19 protein-coding genes, 1 tRNA gene and 1 pseudogene are annotated in these 22,683 nt (G+C 46.2%); 19 read left to right on the top strand and 2 right to left on the bottom strand.

Features of this window, described 5'->3' with window-relative positions; all coding sequences use genetic code 11:
* The first annotated feature begins 1,210 nt into the window (after positions 1–1,210).
* The 6 genes from HUG15_RS17365 (at position 1,211) to uvrC (ending at position 8,302) form a co-directional block, all read left to right on the top strand.
* Positions 1,211–2,923, top strand: coding sequence for a long-chain-fatty-acid--CoA ligase (locus HUG15_RS17365; protein ID WP_200124290.1), 1,713 nt, complete (start codon positions 1,211–1,213; stop codon positions 2,921–2,923).
* 107 nt (positions 2,924–3,030) lie between these two features.
* Positions 3,031–3,642 carry a fatty acid metabolism transcriptional regulator FadR gene (gene fadR, locus HUG15_RS17360; protein WP_200124289.1) on the top strand — a complete coding sequence of 204 codons (612 nt, stop codon included), beginning with the start codon at positions 3,031–3,033 and terminating at the stop codon, positions 3,640–3,642.
* An 89-nt stretch (positions 3,643–3,731) separates the two neighbouring features.
* The gene (locus tag HUG15_RS17355) at positions 3,732–4,505 is read left to right on the top strand and encodes an electron transfer flavoprotein subunit beta/FixA family protein (protein WP_200124288.1); all 774 of its coding nucleotides are present in this window, start codon (positions 3,732–3,734) and stop codon (positions 4,503–4,505) included.
* 15 nt (positions 4,506–4,520) lie between these two features.
* Entirely contained in the window at positions 4,521–5,498 is a 978-nt protein-coding gene (locus tag HUG15_RS17350; protein WP_200124287.1) for an electron transfer flavoprotein subunit alpha/FixB family protein, read from the top strand.
* A gap of 171 nt (positions 5,499–5,669) precedes the next feature.
* A complete protein-coding gene (trxA, locus tag HUG15_RS17345; protein ID WP_142088819.1) occupies positions 5,670–5,987 on the top strand; it encodes a thioredoxin in 318 nt (105 codons plus the stop codon).
* A 542-nt stretch (positions 5,988–6,529) separates the two neighbouring features.
* Positions 6,530–8,302 (top strand): excinuclease ABC subunit UvrC, encoded by a 1,773-nt coding sequence (uvrC, locus tag HUG15_RS17340; protein WP_200124286.1) that lies wholly within the window; start codon positions 6,530–6,532, stop codon positions 8,300–8,302.
* A 19-nt stretch (positions 8,303–8,321) separates the two neighbouring features.
* Here uvrC and HUG15_RS17335 read toward each other — a convergent pair whose 3' ends face one another.
* Complete coding sequence (locus tag HUG15_RS17335; protein WP_200124285.1) at positions 8,322–8,723, bottom strand: DUF2507 domain-containing protein; 402 nt, start codon at positions 8,721–8,723, stop codon at positions 8,322–8,324.
* Between the two features lie 500 nt (positions 8,724–9,223).
* On the opposite strand from HUG15_RS17335, the gene HUG15_RS17330 reads away from it, so the two are divergent.
* From HUG15_RS17330 to sdhB, 3 genes are read left to right on the top strand one after another with little or no spacing between them, the layout of a single operon-like run.
* Complete coding sequence (locus HUG15_RS17330; protein WP_200124284.1) at positions 9,224–9,853, top strand: succinate dehydrogenase cytochrome b558 subunit; 630 nt, start codon at positions 9,224–9,226, stop codon at positions 9,851–9,853.
* Positions 9,854–9,866: 13 nt separating this feature from the next.
* Positions 9,867–11,648 (top strand): succinate dehydrogenase flavoprotein subunit, encoded by a 1,782-nt coding sequence (gene sdhA / locus HUG15_RS17325; protein WP_200124283.1) that lies wholly within the window; start codon positions 9,867–9,869, stop codon positions 11,646–11,648.
* On the top strand, positions 11,645–12,403 hold the full coding sequence (sdhB, locus tag HUG15_RS17320) for a succinate dehydrogenase iron-sulfur subunit (protein WP_200124282.1): 759 nt from the start codon (positions 11,645–11,647) through the stop codon (positions 12,401–12,403). Before sdhA ends, sdhB begins: the two co-directional genes overlap by 4 nt.
* 106 nt (positions 12,404–12,509) lie before the next feature.
* On the opposite strand, the gene HUG15_RS17315 is transcribed toward sdhB, so the two are convergent.
* Positions 12,510–12,734 carry a helix-turn-helix domain-containing protein gene (locus HUG15_RS17315; protein ID WP_114372061.1) on the bottom strand — a complete coding sequence of 75 codons (225 nt, stop codon included), beginning with the start codon at positions 12,732–12,734 and terminating at the stop codon, positions 12,510–12,512.
* Positions 12,735–13,301: 567 nt separating this feature from the next.
* Here HUG15_RS17315 and HUG15_RS17310 point away from each other — a divergent pair.
* The 10 genes and pseudogenes from HUG15_RS17310 to HUG15_RS17260 all read left to right on the top strand — a co-directional run bounded on the left by HUG15_RS17310 (position 13,302) and on the right by HUG15_RS17260 (position 22,333).
* Positions 13,302–13,565 (top strand): phosphocarrier protein HPr, encoded by a 264-nt coding sequence (locus tag HUG15_RS17310; RefSeq protein WP_200124280.1) that lies wholly within the window; start codon positions 13,302–13,304, stop codon positions 13,563–13,565.
* Entirely contained in the window at positions 13,565–15,280 is a 1,716-nt protein-coding gene (ptsP, locus tag HUG15_RS17305; protein WP_200129031.1) for a phosphoenolpyruvate--protein phosphotransferase, read from the top strand. Before HUG15_RS17310 ends, ptsP begins: the two co-directional genes overlap by 1 nt.
* A 104-nt stretch (positions 15,281–15,384) precedes the next feature.
* A complete protein-coding gene (locus tag HUG15_RS17300; RefSeq protein ID WP_200124279.1) occupies positions 15,385–15,819 on the top strand; it encodes a MarR family winged helix-turn-helix transcriptional regulator in 435 nt (144 codons plus the stop codon).
* Complete coding sequence (gene racE, locus HUG15_RS17295; protein ID WP_200124278.1) at positions 15,794–16,645, top strand: glutamate racemase; 852 nt, start codon at positions 15,794–15,796, stop codon at positions 16,643–16,645. Before HUG15_RS17300 ends, racE begins: the two co-directional genes overlap by 26 nt.
* 188 nt (positions 16,646–16,833) lie before the next feature.
* Complete coding sequence (locus tag HUG15_RS17290; protein ID WP_200124277.1) at positions 16,834–17,910, top strand: GerMN domain-containing protein; 1,077 nt, start codon at positions 16,834–16,836, stop codon at positions 17,908–17,910.
* 149 nt (positions 17,911–18,059) lie between these two features.
* A complete protein-coding gene (gene rph / locus HUG15_RS17285; protein ID WP_200124276.1) occupies positions 18,060–18,821 on the top strand; it encodes a ribonuclease PH in 762 nt (253 codons plus the stop codon).
* Positions 18,818–19,411, top strand: coding sequence for an XTP/dITP diphosphatase (locus tag HUG15_RS17280; RefSeq protein WP_200124275.1), 594 nt, complete (start codon positions 18,818–18,820; stop codon positions 19,409–19,411). The genes rph and HUG15_RS17280 overlap by 4 nt, the downstream gene beginning before the upstream one ends.
* A 726-nt stretch (positions 19,412–20,137) precedes the next feature.
* A complete protein-coding gene (locus HUG15_RS17270; protein WP_200124273.1) occupies positions 20,138–20,653 on the top strand; it encodes a metallophosphoesterase in 516 nt (171 codons plus the stop codon).
* Positions 20,654–20,725: 72 nt separating this feature from the next.
* Positions 20,726–20,802, top strand: a tRNA-Arg gene (locus HUG15_RS17265).
* 229 nt (positions 20,803–21,031) lie between these two features.
* Positions 21,032–22,333, top strand: a pseudogene (locus tag HUG15_RS17260) (IS91 family transposase).
* Positions 22,334–22,683 lie beyond the last annotated feature (350 nt).

Genomic DNA, 22,683 nt, shown 5'->3' with positions numbered 1-22,683 from the left:
CGTCCTTGTCCCTAAGGGATTCGCCAAACCCGACTCCGCCCTCAGATGGGATAAGGTTAAATATTTCCTAAACGTCTATTCACGCTTCACCGATAGATTGATAAAGCGGATTAACATCCATCGCACCTCCGAGCAGTGGTTACAGTCTTTTTAAAGCGGTCACAGCGACCCTCGCAATGGTAGAAATTGTTGATCGGAGGGACGATGAAAGGTCTAGCGTCCCCCGAAATGGCAAAAACTGCTGATCCGAGGGACGCTGAAAGGGCCAATTGGAGGTAGAATAAAACTCTTTATCACACCCCGGAGTAGCGCTTTTTTGTATATGAAGTATATTGTGGCTTTTTTTAGCCACTAATGATGGACCGTTACCGTCTTCCGGCAGGAAAGTACTTATGAAACATTGAACTGGGAGGGTAAATGCATGGAAACGCTGGGAAAAATATTAATCACATGCTGTATAGGTTTTATTCTCATCGGAGTCATCTATCTGGCGATCGCTTTATAGTGGTTATGTTATAAATTCTCTCACCGACAATTGCCATGAAGATTTGGAACGACAACCGCCAAGTGTTATGTCGTCGAGCGCCCTATTAGTGTGTTTCAGAAATGATTAATCCTTGACCGGTCCACCAAAAGGACCAAGAGACAGCAGCAAATACACACAAGGGTAACAAACATCGGACACAAAAACGGGAAACGTGCCCGAAAAAGAGGCAATATTTCGAGGATGTTTCTCTGTTTCCATTTAGGTTCGGAGTCGCACCACTCTTAACAGAAGTTTATATCGTATGGGGACAGCTTACGATATAATTTCAGCGCTATCGCCGTTTTTATATCGCAAAAAGCCACTATGCGCTATTATTTCGCGGATCGTTTCAGTCATTCTATCGCAAAGAGTAGTTATGCGTTATAATTTTACGAAAGCTCCGCTTTTTATATCGTATCGAGCCGTTTTCGGATAAGATTACGGTTGCCCCCTTCATTCTAGGCCGAATCGTCAGCGTTTTCACCGATTTCGTGCTTATAAGGCCTTACTTCTTTTTTCGAGGAGGCTGATCTCAAGCTCAAAGTATTTTTCCGCAGCGGTTGCACACTAAAATTATAGATTTTAGCAAAAAATCAAAAAGAAAAGTTTCACTTTATTAATGAGAGCGTTTGCATTATGATAGAGAAAGGGGACATTGAATAGTCATCAGGAGGAGGAAGAGACATGACGACAAAAGAAAGACATGCTTGGCTGAATAATTATCCGGCAGAGGTAGCCCCTTCTTATCCATATTCGGAAAAAGGGTTGCACGAATTTTTGCAAGCAGCCGCTGAGGAATACCCGGAGAAAACAGCCATTCATTTTAAAGGGAAATCCTTAACCTATCAAGCGTTGCTTGATTACAGCCTTCAATTTGCAAATGCCCTGAAAACGCTAGGTCTTGAAAAAGGCGACCGCGTGGCGATAATGCTTGCAAATACGCCCCAATCGGTGATTTGCTATTATGGAGCATTGTTTGCCGGCGGGGTCGTTGTACAGATGAACCCTCTGTTCGTCGAAAGGGAAATTGAACAACAACTGGTTGACTCGGACGCAAAAATGCTCGTCTGTTTGGACATGGTTTATCCGCGTGTGCAAAAGGTTCGGCAAAATACTGGTCTGGAACATGTGTTTGTCACCGGCATTAAGGATTTCTTGCCATTCCCGAAAAACAAAATCTATCCTTATATCCAAAAGAAAGATATGGGGATGAAAATTGAAGTAACATACGATAACGGGACGCATAACTGGAAGGAAGCAGTGACGAATGCAAGCAAGACATTCGAGAGCCCGGCCATCGATCCGAAAAAAGATTTGGCTTTGATTCAATATACGGGCGGAACGACAGGCGCTCCCAAAGGCGTGATGCTCACCCACTATAATCTTGTCGTTAACACCGAGCAATGCATCCGGTGGATGTATAAAACCGAGAGAGGCAAAGAGCGGATTTTGGCAGCCCTCCCTTTTTTCCACGTCTACGGAATGACGACGGCCATGAATCTTGGAATATTAAATGTTGCCGAGTTAGTCATCGTGCCGAAATTCGATCCGAAAGAAATTCTAAAGACGATTGAAAAGAAAAAAATAACGATGTTCCCGGGTGCCCCTACCATGTACATTGGATTAACGAATCACCCCGATATTGAAAAACATGACTTGAGCTCGATAAAGGCTTGTTTGAGTGGAGCGGCACCGTTACCGAGAGAAGTTCAACTTACATTTGAAGAGAAAACGGGAGGCAAACTGGTTGAAGGGTACGGATTGACCGAAACCTCGCCGGTGGCGTCTGCCAATCCGATTTGGGAGATGAATAAGAACGGCAGTATCGGCTTGCCGTGGCCGGATACGGAGATGGCAGCTTTGGATCAGGAGAGCGGGGACATCGCCCCTATCAATGAAGTTGGGGAGATTGCCGTACGCGGACCCCAGGTCATGCAAGGGTATTGGAAGAAAGAAGAGGAGACGAACGCGGTTTTTAGCGGTGACTGGTTTAAAACCGGGGACATGGGATATCAAGATGAAGATGGTTTTTTCTATATCGTCGACCGAAAAAAAGATATGATCATCGCCGGAGGATTTAATATCTATCCGAGAGAAGTGGAAGAAATTCTCTATGAGCATGAAGCCATTCTTGAAGCAGCGGTGGTCGGTGTGCCACACCCGTATCGGGGAGAGACGGTAAAGGCATTTGTCGTATTGAAAGAAGGACAAGAGGCGACTCACGAAGACCTTGAAGCATTTTGCCGTTCAAAACTGGCAGCCTATAAAATTCCCCGTATTTTTGAACAAAGGGAAGAGTTACCGAAGACATTTGTCGGGAAAGTTTTAAGGCGCGCGCTTGTCGAAGAAGAAATGGAGAAACAAGAGGCAATTGAGGCAGAGAAGAAACATGGATGAGGGGACGGTCCCATTTGACAACGATATTCCCTTAAGTTAAAATGAATGAAGAATCATTCATATATTTAGGCATCGCTCATTGATCTAAAAGCGCGTAAGGAGAAATCATGGCTTTAGATAAGAAAAACTCTCAAAAATACCAGTTAATTATTGACGCGGCAGTTACCGTTATTGCAAACCATGGGTATCACGCTGCCCAAGTCTCCAAAATTGCAAAAGAAGCAGGCGTGGCCGACGGTACGATCTACCTCTATTTCAAGAATAAAGAAGATATTCTTGTATCTCTTTTCCGAACGAAAATGGGAGGGTTCATTTCCGCAATTGAAGACCGAATGGCAACATGCCACAACGCAGAAGAGAAGTTATCGCAAATTGTCCATATGCATTTTGCCCAGTTTTCAGCTCAACCGGATTTAAGCGTTGTCATGCAATTGGAAATGCGCCAATCCGCACGTGACTTGCGTTTGCAGATCAATGAGGTTCTCAAAGTGTACGTGCATTTGATGGAAGAAGTGATTAAGAGCGGGAAAGAGGAGGGAATCTTCAGTCAAACCCTTGATGAAAAACTTGGGCGACAGATGCTCTTTGGCACCGTTGATGAAATGGTGACCAACTGGGTGATGAAAGAGCGCAAATATGACTTGAGAAATCTTTCAAAACCTGCATTTGAAATGTTGCTAGGAGCATTCAAAAGTGGTAGTTTAAGTACAGACGCATGAAGGACGCATTTTGTCTGAATAGCGCGCCCAAGCTTTCATAGAGCATCTCAGTTTATGTATTCTTTTAGAAAAAAAAGGAGGAGAGAAGCATGAATATCTATGTCGTTATGAAAAGAACCTTCGACACAGAGGAGAAAGTCGAAATCAACGATGGCGTGATTGACGAAGAAGGTGCAGAATTTGTCATCAATCCATATGATGAATACGCGATCGAAGAAGCTATCGTTCTAAAAGATGCCCATGGCGGGGAAGTTACCGTCGTCACTGTCGGGGATGAAGAAGCGGAAAAGGAATTGCGCACCGCGCTTGCCATGGGAGCGGACCAAGCAGTGCTCCTGGATACGGAAGACTTGGATGAGGAAGTGGACCATTACACGATTTCTGAAATGTTGGCTGCTTATTTCAAAGATAAAGAATATGATATTATCCTGGGCGGAAACGTTGCCGTGGATGACGGAGCCGGCCAAGTGGCGCCGCGACTTGCCGAAAAACTAGATATCAATCAATTGACAACGATTACAAAACTCGAAATCGATGGAACGACCGCGAATATTGAACGTGATATCGAAGGGGACGTTGAGATTGTCGAAACGCAGCTTCCTTTACTCGTTACGTGCCAGCAAGGCTTGAATGAACCTCGTTACCCGTCCTTGCCTGGGATCATGAAAGCGAAGAAAAAACCGTTGGATACACTGGATCTCGATGATCTCGATCTGGATGAAGATGATTTGGAAGCGAAAACAAAAACGGTTGATCGCTACTTGCCGCCGGAAAAAGAAGCAGGTAAGAAATTGGAAGGCGAACCAGCAGAACAGGTTCGGGAACTTGTCGATCTACTCAAAAACGAAGCCAAAGTCATATAAAGGAGGGGCCCATTCATGCCTGAAAAAGTATTGGTACTTGCAGAAGTCAGTGAAGGCGAATTAAGAAATGTCAGTTTCGAAACGGTTGCAGCCGGACGAAAGATTGCCGGAGATAATGAAGTGGTAGCCCTCTTATGCGGCGATAGTGTAAGTGATTTGAGCGAGAATCTCATTCACCACGGAGCGGATCGCGTATTGGTTGCTGAAAATGAAAACTTGAAAAGCTACACGACCGATGCTTATAAACAAGCGCTCCTGCAAGTGATCGAAAAAGAATCACCGGATGCCTTGATCCTTCCCCACACATCCCCCGGAAAGGATTTGGCGCCGCGTGTCGCGACAAAATTGAACAGCGGACTCGTGTCCGACGTTGTTGATGTAGAAGTAGACGGAGATGAAGTCATTTTCACCCGCCCGATTTATTCCGGAAAAGCGTTTGAAAAGAAAACTGTCACGGACGGCGTGATTTTTGCAACGCTAAGGCCGAACAATATCCCGCCGTTGGAAGTAGACAGTAGCCGCAGCGGGAATACGGATACGGTAGACGTCGAAATTAAAGATTTGCGAACAGTCATTAAAGACGTCGTTAAAAAGACGAGCGGAGGCGTTGACTTGGCTGAAGCGAACGTCATTGTTGCCGGCGGCCGCGGCGTAAAAAGTTCCGAAGGCTTTGAACCGCTCTATGAACTTGCAGACGTTCTCGGTGGAGCAGTAGGAGCTTCACGCGGGGCTTGCGACGCCGAATACTGTGATTACTCTTTGCAAATCGGGCAAACTGGCAAAGTCGTTACGCCGGATCTTTATATAGCCGTAGGCATTTCCGGTGCCATTCAACACTTGGCAGGGATGTCCAGCTCAAAATGCATCGTAGCGATTAATAAAGATGCAGAATCACCGATTTTTGATGTGGCTGACTATAGCCTGACCGGTGACCTATTTGAAATCGTCCCGTTGCTCATCGAAGAATTCAAAAAAGTAACAGCTGACGCATAATAACATGGAAAAGGAGAGACAGTAACATTTATTAAAGGTGTGCTGTCTCTCTTTATCTCATCTCCGGCCTCTTCACTTCTGGAATAAGCAGATTGTTAGCGGCGGTATGAATTGAATGCTACAATGCACATGTGGGATGAACTAAGAAGATTATGAAAGGAGATTATAAAAATGGCAATTAAAAATGTAACGGATCAGGATTTTGCCCAAGAAACATCCGAGGGCGTCGTACTCGCTGATTTCTGGGCGACATGGTGCGGTCCTTGTAAAATGGTTGCCCCCGTTCTCGAGGAAATTGATGGCGAGATGGGTGACAAGATAACCATTGCCAAAGTAGATGTAGATGAAAATAAAGAAACGGCAGGCAAGTTTGGCGTAATGAGCATTCCTACGCTAATGGTATTTAAAGATGGAGAACAAGTGGAGCAAGTCGTTGGTTTCCAACCGAAAGAAGCGCTTGTTGAATTGTTGGAAAAGCACATTAGCTAAGTTGAGTTGATAAATGAAAGCAGACGGAAAAAAGCCTGGTGTTGCATCAGGCTTTTTTCCGCTTGTGAATGCAGTGAAACTTCCATCAGAGGAGTTCATTTCATCTGATAAAGAGGTCGGCTAAAACCAATCACGTCCTGCTCGGAAGTGTAAAGTAATCCCTCAAACGGAGGTCGATCTGCCCCGAGAAGGACAAAAATTCATCTTAGACGATTGATGCGATACCATTTTTCGATGGGGGAAGGACTTTGACGTTACATTCGCATATCCTTTGCGTTGGAACCAATCGGGCTGTTAGCCTCTTGCTTAATGGCGGCCGGGTTTCCGAGACCGGAGCAGGAAAGTGCCTTTTCTGGGTAGGTAAGAAAGTATAAATCAATTTTCTTACCTACATAAGTGTAACTAAGGCTTTCGCCATAAAAGCTTGGCGAAAAGCCAAGTTTTCTAAAAACGGGGAGTTATCTTCCGGCTTCCGCGCTTGGCGGAACGCCAAGGTTTTTAAGGAATGAATGGAATATCCAAAAAGATGGGAGGTGACGACGATGCAATCATTGAAACAAAAAAGCGAAGTGATTCCGAGAAATCCGGGCTGTTATATAATGAAAGACAAAAATGGTGTCGTTATTTATGTCGGCAAAGCGGAAGTTCTTCGCAATCGGGTGCGGTCATATTTCATCGGGAGCCATGATACGAAAACCCAGACGCTCGTCACGCAAATCGAAGATTTCGAGTATATATTGACGTCTTCCAATATCGAGGCGTTGATTTTGGAAATGAACTTGATCAAAAAATACGAGCCTAAATACAATGTAATGCTCAAAGATGACAAATCGTACCCTTATTTAAAAATTACGAACGAAAAACACCCCCGCCTCATTAAAACGCGGCAAGTGAAAAAAGACGGCGGGCGCTACTTTGGTCCCTATCCAAACGCTTTGGCGGCAAATGAAACGAAAAAGCTGTTGGACCGGTTGTATCCGCTCAGAAAATGCCGCACGCTTCCGGATCGGGTATGTTTGTATTATCACATCGGCCAATGTCTCGCTCCTTGCGAATTTCCGGTCTCCCAAGAAAAGAACGAAGCGCTCGTAAATGACATTCAGCGTTTTTTAAATAATGGCCATCACGAAGTGCGCGCCGAGCTTGCAGAGAAAATGCACGCAGCATCCGAAGAATTAAACTTTGAGCGGGCAAAGGAAATGCGTGATCAGATCGAGCACATTGATGCTGTCATGCAAAAACAAAAGATGATGGCCACCGACGGGACGAATCGGGATGTATTCGCCTACGCTTATGACAAGGGTTGGATGTGTGTGCAAGTCTTTTTTGTCCGGCAGGGGAAATTGATTGAGCGGGATGTGTCCCTGTTTCCTTTTTATCAAACCCCGGAAGAGGATTTTTTGACGTTTGTCGGGCAATTTTATTGGGATGACAACCATCTCAAGCCGAAAGAAATCATTGTTCCTCCGAGTGACTCTGCAGCATACATGAGGGAGATGCTCGGCATTAAAGTGTTGGAACCGAAACGCGGGCAAAAAAAAGAACTGTTGGAGCTCGCGACAAAAAACGCGGAAGCGGCCTTGAAAGAACGCTTTGACCTTATCGAGCGTGATGAAGCACGAACGGTACGAGCTGTGGAAAAACTCGGGGAAGTGCTTGATATCGATCCTCCATATCGAATAGAGGCGTTTGACAATTCCAATATCCAGGGCACGAACCCCGTATCGGCCATGGTCGTGTTTGCTGACGGAAAACCGTACAAAAAAGATTACCGCAAGTATCGTGTCAAAGACGTGCAAGGGCCGGATGATTACGCGTCCATGAAAGAAGTGATTCGCAGACGTTACCTGCGCTTGCTCCGGGAAGAAGCTCCCTTGCCCGATTTGGTGCTCGTCGATGGAGGACAAGGGCAGTTGTCAGCGGCGATCAGTGTCTTGCAAGATGAGCTTAATTTGCCATTGCCCGTCGCGGGCATGGCAAAAGACGATAAGCACAAAACATCGCAGCTATTATTTGGGGAATATGCAAACCCGGTGCGGCTCCCGAGAGATAGCCACGAGTTTCACCTCTTGCAAAGAATCCAGGACGAAGTCCATCGTTTTGCCATAAGCTTTCATCGGCAAACACGTAGCAAAAGTGCCTTTTCTTCTGTCCTGGATGATGTCCCCGGCATCGGTGAAAAAAGGAAGCGGAAATTGTTACGCCATTTCGGATCAATGAAAAAAATGAAGGAAGCGAGCCTTGAAGATTTTAGACAGGCGTCGATTCCCGATCAAGTGGCGAGAGCTGTAATGGAAAAGCTACAAGAAAAGTGAAGGGCCTACTGAAAGGCCCTTAACGTTCTCGAAACGGATCAATGTAGACGTGGAGTTTGATTCCGTTTCGTTTTTTTTCCATTGTTGTTTCCGCTACTGTTCCGTAAAGGAGTTCGAATTGCCCGGCTAAAAATCCCGCTTCCAAGTGCCTGGAAAACCCAGGATTTTTTTCATCGCTCATTAACTGTAATTCGTATTTCCATTGATTTTTGCCTTCCTTCTGTTTTTCAATTTTTCCCCAACCCGCGCGTTCGAAAAACGGCGGAATTTCTTCTATGTCATCGAGAGGGTTTTTACGGGCCAGTAATTTCCCTCCCCAGTACATAATGGCATCATGATCTTCATTAAGTAGTTCCGGCAACAAGGTTTTCCTAAGTAATTCGTATCCATAATCACTGTATTTTCGACCTGTTTCTGACACACAATCCTCCCCACTTTCTTTTTCCATTATAAGCGTTAACGAAAAAGAAGACTATACATAAGCGCGAATTTTTTCGATCAAAACCATTCCCGTCAAAACGTTGGGCATCGAGTGAGATTCTTGACGATAAATGAGAGCAAGCGTACAATAAAATTGTCGGAATGATGAACGAACGTGTGACTTCATTAGATTACATACTTGGTCTAAAGGTGCCAACAGCCATGCGTTTAAGATTCACGGGGCCACCTTGTAGCGCCGTGCATGTTCAGTGTCGAAAAGGAGGAATCTATAGAGAAAAAGGATAGGAGACTAGAGAGATTATTTAAAAGAAGAGAAACGCGTCGTTTTTTGGTAGGTAAGAAAGTATAAATCAACTTTCTTACCTACATAAGTGCAACTAAGGCTTTTCGCCATAAAGGCTTGGCGAAAAGCCAAGTTTTCTAAGAATCGTTTTTAATCCTAAATGAAACAAGCAAGCAATATAGAGGGGAGCTTAATCGATGCCTCAGAATCAGGAGTTCATGAATCGCAGATTGCATTCGCTGCTCGGTGTTATTCCGGTGGGTGCATTTCTTATTCAGCATTTATTAGTGAACCATTTTGCGGTTTATGGCGCAAGTTCTTTTAACACGGCCGCAAACTTTATGGAAAATTTACCGTTTCGTTACGCATTGGAGATCCTTTTCATCTTCTTGCCGCTTCTATACCATGCTATTTACGGCATTTACATTACATTTTCCGGTAAGAACAATACCCGTAGGTTCGGCTTTTTCCGTAACGTTATGTTTTTAATCCAACGGATCACCGGGATTTTTCTGCTCATCTTTATCAGTTGGCACGTATGGGAAACGAGGATTCAGGCGCAGTTTGGCGCAGAGGTTAACTATGATATGATGGCAGACATATTAAGCAGTCCGTTTATGCTCGTTTTTTATTTTGCAGGCGTACTGGCCGCGACGTTCCATTTTTCCAACGGACTGTGGTCGTTTGCCGTCACTTGGGGAATCACAGTTTCTCCCCGTTCACAACAAATCATGACATACGTGAGTCTAGGGGTGTTCCTCGTATTATCATTCATCGGCGTTCGTGCCATCTTGGCATTTATTGACCCCGGACTAGCAAACATGTAAGGAGTGGGAGTTCATGAGCAAAGAAAATATTATTGTTGTCGGAGGCGGGCTCGCCGGTTTGATGGCAACAATTAAAGCCGCGGAAGCGGGCATAAATGTAGATTTGTTCTCCATTGTACCGGTGAAACGATCGCATTCCGTTTGTGCCCAGGGGGGCATAAACGGTGCCGTAAATACGAAAGGGGAAGGTGATTCTCCTTGGGAACACTTTGATGACACGTTGTACGGGGGAGACTACCTCGCGAATCAGCCGCCTGTAAAAGCGATGACGGACGCGGCACCTAGCATTATCCACCTGTTGGATCGTATGGGTGTCATGTTTAACCGCAGTCCCGAAGGTTTGTTGGACTTCCGCCGCTTCGGGGGTACGCAATATCACCGTACCGCTTACGCGGGCGCGACGACAGGCCAGCAATTGCTCTACGCGTTGGATGAGCAGGTGCGTCGCCACGAAGTGAACGGTCTCGTTCAAAAATATGAGAATTGGGAGTTTACCTCAGCGGTGATCGATGATGATGGACGCTGCCGAGGCATTACCGCTCAAAATTTAACGTCCATGGAAACGCAAAGCTTTCGGGCAGATGCCGTGATTATAGCTACGGGCGGTCCGGGAATTATCTTTGGCAAATCTACGAATTCTATGATCAATACAGGTTTTGCAGCTGCCAAATTATATGAGCAAGGGGTTTATTATGCCAATGGCGAATTTATACAAATCCACCCGACAGCCATCCCCGGCGATGATAAATTACGTCTCATGAGCGAATCGGCACGCGGAGAAGGCGGCCGCATATGGACATATAAAGATAACAAACCATGGTACTTCCTGGAAGAAAAATACCCGGCGTATGGCAATCTTGTGCCCCGCGATATCGCGACCCGTGAAATTTTCGATGTGTGTGTGGAGCAGAAACTGGGGATTAACGGCGAAAATATGGTTTATCTCGACCTTTCCCATAAAGATGCCCATGAGCTCGATGTGAAACTCGGCGGGATCATGGAAATCTATGAGAAATTTATGGGCGATGATCCTCGGAAAGTGCCGATGAAAATTTTCCCTGCTGTTCATTACTCCATGGGTGGTCTCTGGGTCGACTACGACCAAATGACGAATATCCCCGGACTTTTTGCGGCCGGTGAATGTGATTTTTCCCAGCATGGCGCGAACCGGCTCGGTGCCAATTCGCTACTGTCGGCGATCTATGGCGGCATGGTTGCCGGTCCGAAAGCAGTGGAATACATTCAAGGGTTGGATAAATCAGCCGAAGATCTTTCCTCTTCCCTTTATGATGATGAGGTGAAAAAGGTCAATGAAGAATATGAGAACATCCTTAAAAGCGATGGGAAAGAAAACGCGTATAATCTTCATAAAGAGCTCGGCAATTTGATGACCGATAATGTCACCGTTGTGCGTGAAAATGAAAATCTCCTCAGAACCGACGACAAACTTCAGGAGCTTCAGGAGCGAATGGGAGATCTTAATATGCACGATACTGCACGTTGGAGCAATCAAGCCGCGCCATTTGCCCGTCAAATGAAAGGGATGCTCGATTTGGCACGTGTCATTACGATGGGCGCTTACCACCGAAATGAAAGCCGCGGCGCCCACTTCAAGCCTGAGTACCCGGACCGTAACGACGAAGAATTTTTAAAGACGACAAAAGCCAAGTATGATTCGTCGAAAAAAAGCCCGGCCATTGAATATGAAGATGTGGACGTATCGTTGATCAAACCGAGAAAGAGAGACTACTCCAAGAATAAAACGACAGAGCAACAAGGAGCTGGAAAATCATGAGCGACCAACAAACAATTCGCTTTGTCATCACTCGCCAAGACAGCCCGGATGATCAACCCTACAACGAAGAATTTGAAATTGAATATAAACCGAACATGAATGTGATCAGCGCGTTAATGGAGATTCGCCGTAATCCTGTTACCACCGATGGAAAAGAATCAAAACCTGTCGTCTGGGACATGAATTGTTTGGAAGAAGTGTGCGGGGCATGCTCGATGATCATCAACGGGAAACCCCAACAATCTTGCACGGCGCTTATCGATGATTTTGAGCAACCGATTCGCCTGGAGCCGATGAAAACTTTTCCGGTCGTGCGGGATCTCATCGTTGACCGTAGCCGTATGTTCGATTCCTTGAAGAAAGTGAAAGCATGGATTCCGATTGACGGCACCTATGACCTTGGACCGGGACCACGAATTGCCGAAAACCGGCGCCAATGGGCATATGAATTATCCAAATGCATGACATGCGGCGTTTGTTTGGAAGCTTGCCCGAATGTCAATAGCAACTCGGAATTCATCGGGCCGGCGGCCGTGTCACAGGTTCGTCTCTTTAACGCCCACCCGACCGGTGAAATGAATAAGCCGGACCGCTTGAACGCGTTGATGGGAGAAGGCGGTTTGCAGAACTGCGGCAACTCCCAAAACTGTGTGGAGTCTTGTCCGAAAGGCATCCCGCTCACAACATCCATTGCAGCGCTCAACCGGGATCAAACGTTACAAGCGTTTAAGAACTTCTTCGGAGGCGGTCAATAAAAAATACGGATGCCCATCCGTGGGCATCCGTATTTTCAATGAGGATATTTTTTCCGTTGAGAAAAAATATGAAAAAGCCCGGCCTTCCACCGAAAGCCGGCACTCATTAAATCTGGATTTCGCCAAGACGTATTAATTCGATGACTGCTTGTGAACGTCCTTTAACACCTAATTTTTGCATGGCGTTTGAGATATGGTTTCGGACTGTTTTTTCGCTAATGTAAAGCTGTCCGGCGATCTCCTTTGTTGTTTGGTCTTTGACAAGAAGGTCAAAGACTTCTTTTTCCCTTTTTGTTAAAAGGGAACGAGGAGCACGTTCCAGGTCCTTCACTCTCGTGTCACCCTTTCTATCCAGGCCACCTTTGGTGCGCGTCTTAATACAATTGGACATACGGAAGAAAGATTTTAGTCATCATATCGTATGTTTATAGAAGCCCTTCGGTGAGTGTCAGGGAAAAAAGTGGCGGACGACTAGTGTAGTTTTTCAAAAGCCTTTTCTTCTGCAGCATTTTGGCCTCCATAGTGTGGGACAAGTCGTGCAAAAGGGTGGGTCCCGTGTCAATCAGGCGTTCTGCACTAGTGCAACGTTTCAAAAATGCTTTCTTGCACAAAAATCCAGCCAAACGATGATCAACCACAGCAACTGAGAATTCAAAATGCAGTTTTTAGCCCCGATCAGTCTTCGAAGAATCGGGAGATATTTGAATAGGAGTTTTGGAAAGAACTTCTGATATAGACTACTAGTGTAAACGATGCTTGGGTTTCCCGTGATAACGAAAAGCCGAGTCTCTGTCAAAGCTGATAGGAATCTTTGTGCCTTGTTTTATCGGTGCATCTATAATAAAATATGACAAGTACGTATAAGAAACGATTTGCATTGACAAAGGAGACGACATACATGAAACAAAAAACATTTACCATTACCGCAGAAACAGGGTTACATGCGCGTCCGGCCACAAACTTGGTGAATAAAGCCGGTCAATTTGCTTCGGAAATTACGGTTGAATCGAAAGGAAAGTCTGTGAATCTTAAATCGATTATGGGCGTCATGTCACTGGGCGTAGGGAAAGGCGGCGAAATTCTCGTTACCGTGGATGGAAACGATGAGGAAGAAGCAATGGAAGCACTCACAAACACGATCCAAGAAGGATTGGGAGAATGATGACGGATCATATAAAAGGGATAGCCGCGTCCAACGGCATAGCCATCGGACATGCATTCCTCCTCGAGCAACCGGATTTGAACATTCAAAAGGGAACGGTCTCGGATGTTGAAGAGGAATCCACGCGATTTCGGGAAGCTCTGGATAAAGCGAAGAGGGAATTGGAGACAATTCGGGAAAAGACGCTTGTTCAGCAAGGGGAAGAAAATGCTGAGATTTTTTCCGCTCATATCCTCGTTCTGGAAGATCCGGAATTAATCGATGCTGTCGAATCCAAAATAAAAGATGACGGTGTCAACGCTTCGTTTGCGCTCCAAGAGGTTTCTTCCATGTACATACAAATGTTTGAAGACATGGATAATGCGTATATGCGGGAACGGGCCGCTGATATTAGAGACGTTTCCCAACGTGTGCTTTTGCATCTTGCAGGAGTGGAGAATACGAGCTTTGCTGCTATAGACGAAGAAGTGATTATCATATCCCATGATTTAACGCCATCGGATACCGTGCAACTGGATCGGCAGTATACGCTCGGTTTTGTGACTAATATCGGCGGCAGAACGTCTCATTCCGCGATCATGGCCCGTTCATTGGAGATTCCGGCGGTCGTTGGAACACGAAAAATTACTTCCGTCGTACAGAACGGGGATCTCCTTATCGTGGACGGTGCCAATGGGGAAGTCTTTATCAATCCCGATGAATCTACGTTGAACACGTATCGTGAGCGGCAACAAAAGCTTGCGGAAGAGAAAGCAAAGCAGAAAAAACTAGTTGGTGAGCCATCCGTTACCGCAGATGGGGAGTGTGTGGAGCTGGCCGCCAATATCGGTACTCCCGATGACATGAGGGGGGTGCTCGAGAACGGCGCGGAAGGGATCGGTCTCTACCGCACGGAGTTTCTTTACATGGGACGGGACAGTTTTCCGGGAGAAGAGGAACAGTTTGAAGCCTATCGGACCGTTGTCGAACGAATGAATGGTGCTCCGGTCGTCATCCGCACCTTGGACATCGGAGGAGACAAAAATCTCCCGTATCTTGATCTCCCTGAAGAGTTGAACCCGTTTCTTGGATTTCGTGCCCTTCGGCTCTGTCTGGAAAAAACCGATATGTTTCGCACTCAGCTGCGGGCATTGCTTCGCGCGAGTCATTACGGAAACCTGAAAATCATGTTTCCGATGGTAGCAACACTAGAAGAATTTCGCGCGGCAAAAGGACTTGTCGAAGAAGAAAAGAAACGGTTAACCGATGAAGGGTTTTCTTTCGATTCCCAAGTATCGGTCGGGATTATGGTCGAAATTCCTTCCACCGCTGTTGCGGCTGCATCATTTGCAAAAGAAGTAGATTTTTTTAGCATCGGAACCAATGATCTGGTGCAATACACACTGGCCGCCGACCGTATGAGCGAGCGTGTGTCTCATCTATATCAACCGTATCATCCCGCGGTGTTGCAATTAATTAAAAATGTGATTGATGCGTCTCACGCGGAAGGCAAATGGACGGGAATGTGCGGGGAAATGGCCGGTGAGGAAACGGCTCTTCCAATATTGTTGGGGATGGGCTTGGATGAATTCAGCATGAGTGCCAGCTCTATTTTACCCGCTCGAAGCCTTATGAGAACGTTAAGTGGGAACGATGCACGAGCATTGGTTGAACGTGCCTTGGTCTGCGGTACAGCAGATGAAGTGAAAGAATTGGTCCATGCCGAGATCAAATAGGCGCCTGCTTCGGCAGGCGTTTTTGACTGCCTTGCAATTTTATGAAAAAAGAGTGAAAATAAAGGGGACTCGATTAGCCAACCCGATATGTAAAGGGGGATTGCATGGAGGAAGCAAGGGTTGAACGAATAGAAAAATCACTCCGGCGCATTTCCTATATGGTGAAACAGCAAGGACGTGAAATATTAAACCATTTTCCGATTACTCCCCCTCAATTTATTGCTTTGCAATATTTGCAGGAAAGCGGCGATCTTACTATAGGAGAACTATCTGCGAAAATGTATTTGGCATTTAGCACAACCACGGACCTTGTTGACCGTTTGGAAAGCAACGGGATGGTGGAACGTGTGAAAGACCGACATGATCGCAGAGTTGTGCGCGTCCATATCTTGGATTATGGAAAAGAGATTATTCGGGAAGTGATTCAAAAGCGACAAGATTATTTAACTGATATTTTAGCGCATTTTTCAGTTAGAGAAATTGATCAATTGCAACAAACGTTGGCTTCCTTGCATGCGGAAATGGAAAAGGATCAATAGGAGAGAAAAGACATTGAATACACCAATCGGCATTATTGATTCAGGGATCGGGGGATTAACCGTCGCCGAGGAGATTGCCCGTCAACTACCGAAAGAGCCTATGATTTATATTGGAGATACTGCCCGTTGTCCATATGGGCCGAGGTCGGCAGAAGAGGTTCGGCTGTTCACTTGGCAGATGATTGACCACCTTGTAAATGAAAATATTAAAATGCTCATTATTGCGTGCAATACAGCCACAGCCGTCGTTCTTGACGAAGTGCGGGAACGACTGCCGATACCGGTCGTTGGTGTCGTGCAGCCGGGTGCATTGGCGGCGCTCAATGTTACGAAAAGAAAAGAGATCGCGGTGATCGGCACGGAGGGAACGATAAAAAGCGACGCTTATCCACAGGCTATATCAAGCATTCAAGGCGGAAAGGTTACCGTACATAGCCTCGCTTGCCCGACATTTGTCCCTCTTGTGGAGCAGGGAAGGGTGAGCGTCGATGAGGCGCATAGGGTCGTTGCGGATACTTTAAAGCCACTCCTGCAAAAATCTTTTGATACGCTGATCTTGGGTTGTACGCATTATCCGTTGCTGGCATCGATCATCCAAAATGTTGTAGGCGAGGGCGTTCAGGTCATTTCTTCCGGTTCCGAGACCGCGCGTGAAGTGAGCACGATTCTTCAACACCAGGGGTTAAACCGGAAAGACGAACGAACGCGGGAACATGTTTTTTTTACGACAGGTTCGGTTCAGCATTTTCAAACGATCGCGAAGCGATGGCTTGGACTTGAGGATCAAATCGTTGATCATCTTATTTTGGCAGAAAAGATAGTATAAACCGACTTTTTTTCCTGCATAAGTGCAACCTAAGGTTTCTCGCCATAAAAGCTTGGCGAAAACCCAAGTTTTTTAACCTGCTTAATTATAGAACGCTTTTCCTGATAATCTTCATAGAAGGCTGGTCTATTTTTCCCTGTTAGCTCGTATACTTTGTGTAGATGAGCTTTCTTAGGGAGGGGAAAAGCGTGCGAAAGTTTTTGAAGGGGTCCTCTTTTCTCATGTTGACGGCGCTGTTGGTGTACGGTTGTAGTTCAGGGAACGATGAAGCCGAACTAAACGAGGAAGCGAGCAGTGACGCGCAGGAGGAAGAGGCCTCAGAAATCGAGACAGAGGAAGATTCGGGCAGCGAGGAACCAGATGAGGGCGAAGAAAATGGAGATTCTGAGGGTGAATCAGTGGAAAGGGAACTATACTTGCTCGATGAAGATGGCCTAGTCGTTCCCCGGACCTTTCAGTTTGAAAATGATCCGGAAGTTCTTAAACAGACCCTTGAACACCTTGTTGTAGAGGGACCGATCACGAATCAATTGCCTAGCGGTCTCCAGGCAGTGTTGCCGCCGGAGACGGAAGTTCAGGGCGTTGATTTATCGGATGATGGCACAGCCATTGTCGATTTTTCACCTGAGTTTGCAGAGTATCCCGAAGAGCATGAGGAGGCATTATTACAAGCGGTTACGTGGACATTGACGCAATTTGACGAGGTTGAGCAAGTGGAAATTCAAATCAATGGCCATACACAAGAAACGCTTCCAAACGCGGATACACCGGTTGGCGATGGCACAGCTGAGTCTGTTGGCATTAATCTTGAAGGAAACGGCCCCGCCGATATAACAGCGAGTGAAGCAGCAACGGTTTATTTTATTAGTGTAAAAGAAGACGATGAGTATTATGTTCCCGTTACCCGGCGAATTGACGGAGATGAAAATAAAGCTTCGGCTGTCGTTGGCGCTTTAATGAACGGCCCGAATCCGGAAACAGATTTAATTTCGGCATTACGCCAAAATGTGGAACTGGTTGAAGAACCTGAATTGGAAGACGGCGTTTTAACGGTAAACTTTAACGAAGCATTGTTGGCCGAAAATGACGGAGAGGCTTTATCCGAAGAAGCGATGGCCATGCTCACCCTTTCCTTGACAGGCATTGACGGCGTGGAAGAAGTTGATTATCACGTTGACGGAGAATCCCAGCTTGAACAAGTAGACGGCGAATCGTTTGCAGAGCCGGTTTCAAGGCCTGCAATGGTTAATCAAGGAGAGTTTTAAGGCAAATGCAAAGGTGTTAAAAAAATGATATACTCTCAAGGGGAGAAGGTAGCATAGTCGTCGATGCTGCCTTTTTCTGATGCTTTTTGATAAAATATACATATGACATTGGAAAATAACGACAATTGGCGGTGGAGGAGGAGATGCACATGCGCGTGGATGATAGAGAAAATCGGGAAGAATTGCGAGAAACGGTGATCGAAACGGATTATTTAAAGCATCCGGAGGGCTCCGTTTTCATCCGTGTCGGTGATACAAAGGTGATTTGTACAGCCAGTATTGAAAAGCGGGTCCCGCCATTTTTGCGCGGGCAAGGAAAAGGATGGGTGACGGCGGAATACGCGATGCTTCCGCGCGCGACGGAAGAACGCAATATCCGCGAATCTTCAAAAGGGAAAGTATCCGGACGGACGATGGAAATTCAACGACTGATCGGTCGCGCGCTGCGCTCCGTTATTGACCTTGAATCCTTTGGCGAGCGCACGCTTTGGGTAGACTGTGATGTCATTCAAGCAGACGGGGGAACACGGACAGCTTCCATTACGGGGGCATTTGTGGCGAGCGCGATGGCATTTTCACGTTTAGCCCAAAATGTAGAGTTAAAATCTTTTCCGATTGTGGATTATCTGGCTGCAATTTCCGTAGGTATTGACGATCAAGGAGCAGCGTTGCTCGACTTATGTTACGAGGAAGACGCGGCTGCAGCGGTTGATTTTAACGTCGTCATGACGGGCGCCGGTCATTTTGTTGAAATTCAAGGAACCGGTGAAGAGGCTACATTTTCCCGGGAACAATTGGATGAGATGCTTGGTTTGGCCGAAAAGGGGATCCAGCGTCTGGTCGGGATCCAAAAGCGTGTATTAGAAGATGCGGGGACGACACTTCCGAAAGTGGGAGATGGGAAAATATGAAAAGTATTGTTTTGGCTACGACTAACGAGGGAAAAAGAAAAGAATTAGAGACCCTATTGGCAGGTGCGGCAACGGTTTATTCATTGCGTGACTACCCTGACTGCCCGGAAATAGAGGAGACAGGGGAAACGTTTGTTGCAAATGCCCGCATCAAAGCCGAATATGTGGCGGAATACACCGGCCTCCCCGCCCTTGCCGACGATTCCGGGTTAGCCGTCGATGCGCTCGAGGGGGCTCCCGGTGTATATTCGGCTCGATTTGCAGGCGAGAACAAGGATGATGAAAAAAATAACGAAAAGCTGCTTCGATCTCTTGCGGAGGTACCACGGGAGGAGCGAACGGCCCGATTTATTTGTGCCCTTGTTTATAAGGATCCGAATGGAGATTCCATTGAGGTAGAAGGAACATGCGAAGGAGAAATTGCATCGGAGCCAAAAGGGACGAATGGTTTCGGATATGACCCGCTTATGTATATCCCGGAATTGCAAAAAACGCTAGCCGAGCTTTCATCGGAAGAAAAAAATCATATCAGTCACCGCAGCAAAGCGTTGCAAAAACTGAAAGAAGCTTGGGGAAGGTCGGGGAGCTAGAGGTGATTTGATCCCTTGGACGGAGGACGAACAGAGTAATCACTCTGTCGAAGATCGGTTGCTTCTATAAGAACAAGAGAGGGCAAGTAATTCCCGTTCTTCCTGGGGAGGAGTACCATCGGAAGGAAATACGGGTATGGCGAACAAAGGGAGAAAGAACTTTTGAAACAGACCACTAGTGGAAAATGGCTGAAATAAGTGATCACATCAGCTACCAAAGGTCTGGATTAGGACTTAAAACCATGGTATCGACCGGTTTAAACAGAGTAAAGGTATCAAAGACGTTCATCAATGACCGAAAGCCTTCCTGCGAAACAGAAATCCCGGTCTTGAAATGGTCATGGCGACCGAACACGAAAACGAATCGCTCGTTCAGTCGCCATGGGGCAGCCATGGCGACCGAAGTCTTTTGAGACAAGCCTTTTCGGTCACCATGATGCGGCTATAGCGACCGAACCCTTTTCATTCAGGCCATTACGGTCGTCATGAGGCAGCCAATTGTCCGAGTTAGGGAGCCAGAAGCTATTGTTAACGACCGAATGTCTTCTCCATGATCGGGTAATTAAGCCACCTTGCACTAGTGCACCAAATCGATTCGAACACTGATCACGAATTCAGTAACCGTATTTTTATCAGTAAAATCTTAAATATATCTGCCAAAACAAGCGGTTTATCAGTCATTTGACTTTCTTAAAGCCGCGATCAAATTGAAAGGGGTGGAAAAAGATGCAATGGCTTGTCGTTAGTGATACACATGGGGATCGCGAAGGTTTAAAAAAGCTTAGAGATCGCCATGAACAGCATGTTGATGCAATGTTTCATTGCGGGGATTCCGAATTGGACAGGAAAGATCCGCTTCTGGATTCTTTCTATGTTGTAAGCGGAAATACAGATGTACCCGGTGAATTTCCTGAGCACGAGGTTCTTACCATCGACGGGATCAACGTCTGGCTCACCCATGGGCATCTGTATCACGTGAAAAGCACCAATCAACGTTTGCAACAAACAGCAATGGAGCAAGACGCCGATCTCGTTCTCCATGGGCATTCCCATTACGCCGGTGCTTACGAAAAAGAAGGCATTATTTATGTGAACCCCGGCAGTTTAACATTGCCGAAAAAGCCAACGGAACCGACCTATGCCATCGTGATGATTGAAAACGGGGAAGTTCAAGCAGTCCGTTTTTATGAAAAAGGGAGCGGCAGTGAAATGATTGATTTCTCTTTCATAAGGGAATCGTAAAGGGATGGCCAAAAAAATAAATTGGCCATTGACTCTGCCCTTACAATTCGCTAATATAGATAATGTCGCTATGTCCCAGTAGCTCAGCTGGATAGAGCAACAGCCTTCTAAGCTGTAGGTCGCAGGTTCGAGTCCTGCCTGGGACGCCATTTCAGATGCTAAAAATAAGAAGAGATACAAAGCGCCTTTACTGCATTCTTTTATGCAGTAAAGGCGCATTTTCTTTGGCAGATAAGAAAGTATAAACCGACTTTCTTACCTGCATAAGTGCAACTAAGGCTTTCTCCATAAAGCTTGGCGAAAGCCAAGTTTTCTAAAAAGATAAGAAAGTATAAATTTCGGCCCCTATTATGCCGGGGAATGTGTTAGGGTGTAGATATGGAACCTAATAGTCTTCGACGTATATTCTTTGACCACCATCATCATTGGGAACAATTTGTCGAAAAACACGGGGATCGCATCCGCCCTGTTGTCCATAAAGAAGTGGAAAAATTCCGCGATTGTGGGAATCCCGAGAACGGATTCAAGCTCTTTGTATGCGAAGGCTGCCACGAGACTCGAAAAGTCCCCTATCGCTGTAAAGGGCGATTTTGTACGACCTGTTCGATTGGAGAAAGCGAGGAATGGAGTCGTCTGCTCATGGAAGACGTGTTCCAGGTCAACCATCGGCATGTGATTCTGACGATCGATGAGGGACTGCGAGACGTGTTTCTCCTTCACCGGGAATTATAAAAAATGTTGATGGATGAAGGTGCACGGCTGCTCAAAGAATATTTCGAGAAGAAGAAAAAAGTGACCCCGGGGATCATTGCGGGGTTACATACCTTTGGCTCCCAAGTCAATTTCAATCCCCACATTCACATGCTGGTGACAATGGGCGGGATGACAAAGAAGGGGGAATGGAAAACGTATGATTTTCTCCCCTTCCAGATGCTTCGCAAACAATGGCAAACCGTTGTCTTGAAGCTGATTCGCAAGCATTTATCCGGAAAAGACAAGAAACGCGTGCAAGCGCGTCTCCAACAAGCGTTTTCCAAAAACGGAGAGGGCTTTTATATCTATGCCCCTAAACAACGGGGGGAGGTGCAAGACCAACTCCGATATATTGGCCGTTATATGCGTCGACCGGCGATTGGCATCAATCGGATCGAGGCCTATGACGGGCAAATGGTGACGTTTAAGTACCATGATAAAGTCGATGGGAAAGAGAAGTATGAAACGATCAGTGTTGAGGTCTTTATCATGCGTCTGATCCGTCATATCCCGGATGAACAGTTTAAAACGATCCGTCATTATGGGCTGTACTCGAGAAGAACGAAGAACGTGAGTAAAAAGTTACTGGCAGCGGGGCAAAAAACGAAGAAGACGTGGATCACCCAGGTGAAGCGAACCCTGCGCCGCCAAACTTGGAGAGAACGGGTCATGGCTAGCGGACATAAGGATCCTCTGCGGTGTCCCAAATGTGATAACTACTTTGAGTATAAGGGAGAAGTCTGTCTTGAGAACGGGCGATTAGTGGTTAAAGTCGCCTTGGGTGAAACGGCCAGAAGCTATTTGGAAAGGGAGATCGGTCATGTCCCCCGTATCGAAACACCGAAAAAAGAAACAAAAAAAGAAGAAGAAACCACCGACGAATCAGCATCCCAAGACCGTCAACTTTGTTTGTTTACAGTGTCATGAACACGAAGCGATCCCTTACACTGTGGTTCGCGATTTTGACGCAATGGATCCCGGCAACCCCAGTGTCCCACCCATGTTTGCCTGCCAACAATGTGAAGGGGAGATGTATCCGGAGTATTATAAAGGTGTTCACGGTTATGAGTACCGGCTATCGGACAAGCAGTGATCATGACAAGGACCTAGCTTGGGCGGTTTTCCCAAGCTAGGTTTTTCTTAATTGATTTTCTTGTTGGACTGCCAAAATTAAAATGAAGCTTTAGAGTAGCGAAACGTTACTGAAAAGTGTGCATCCCTATTTATGTCAGCTTCCATTCGTTTGAGCGCCATAAAACAACCCAATTTACACATTT

The sequence above is a fragment of the Salicibibacter cibarius genome (assembly GCF_016495725.1).
Taxonomy (GTDB): domain Bacteria; phylum Bacillota; class Bacilli; order Bacillales; family Marinococcaceae; genus Salicibibacter; species Salicibibacter cibarius.
The sequence above is the reverse complement of the archived record's forward strand: the minus strand, read 5'-3'. Positions and strand labels throughout refer to the sequence as shown.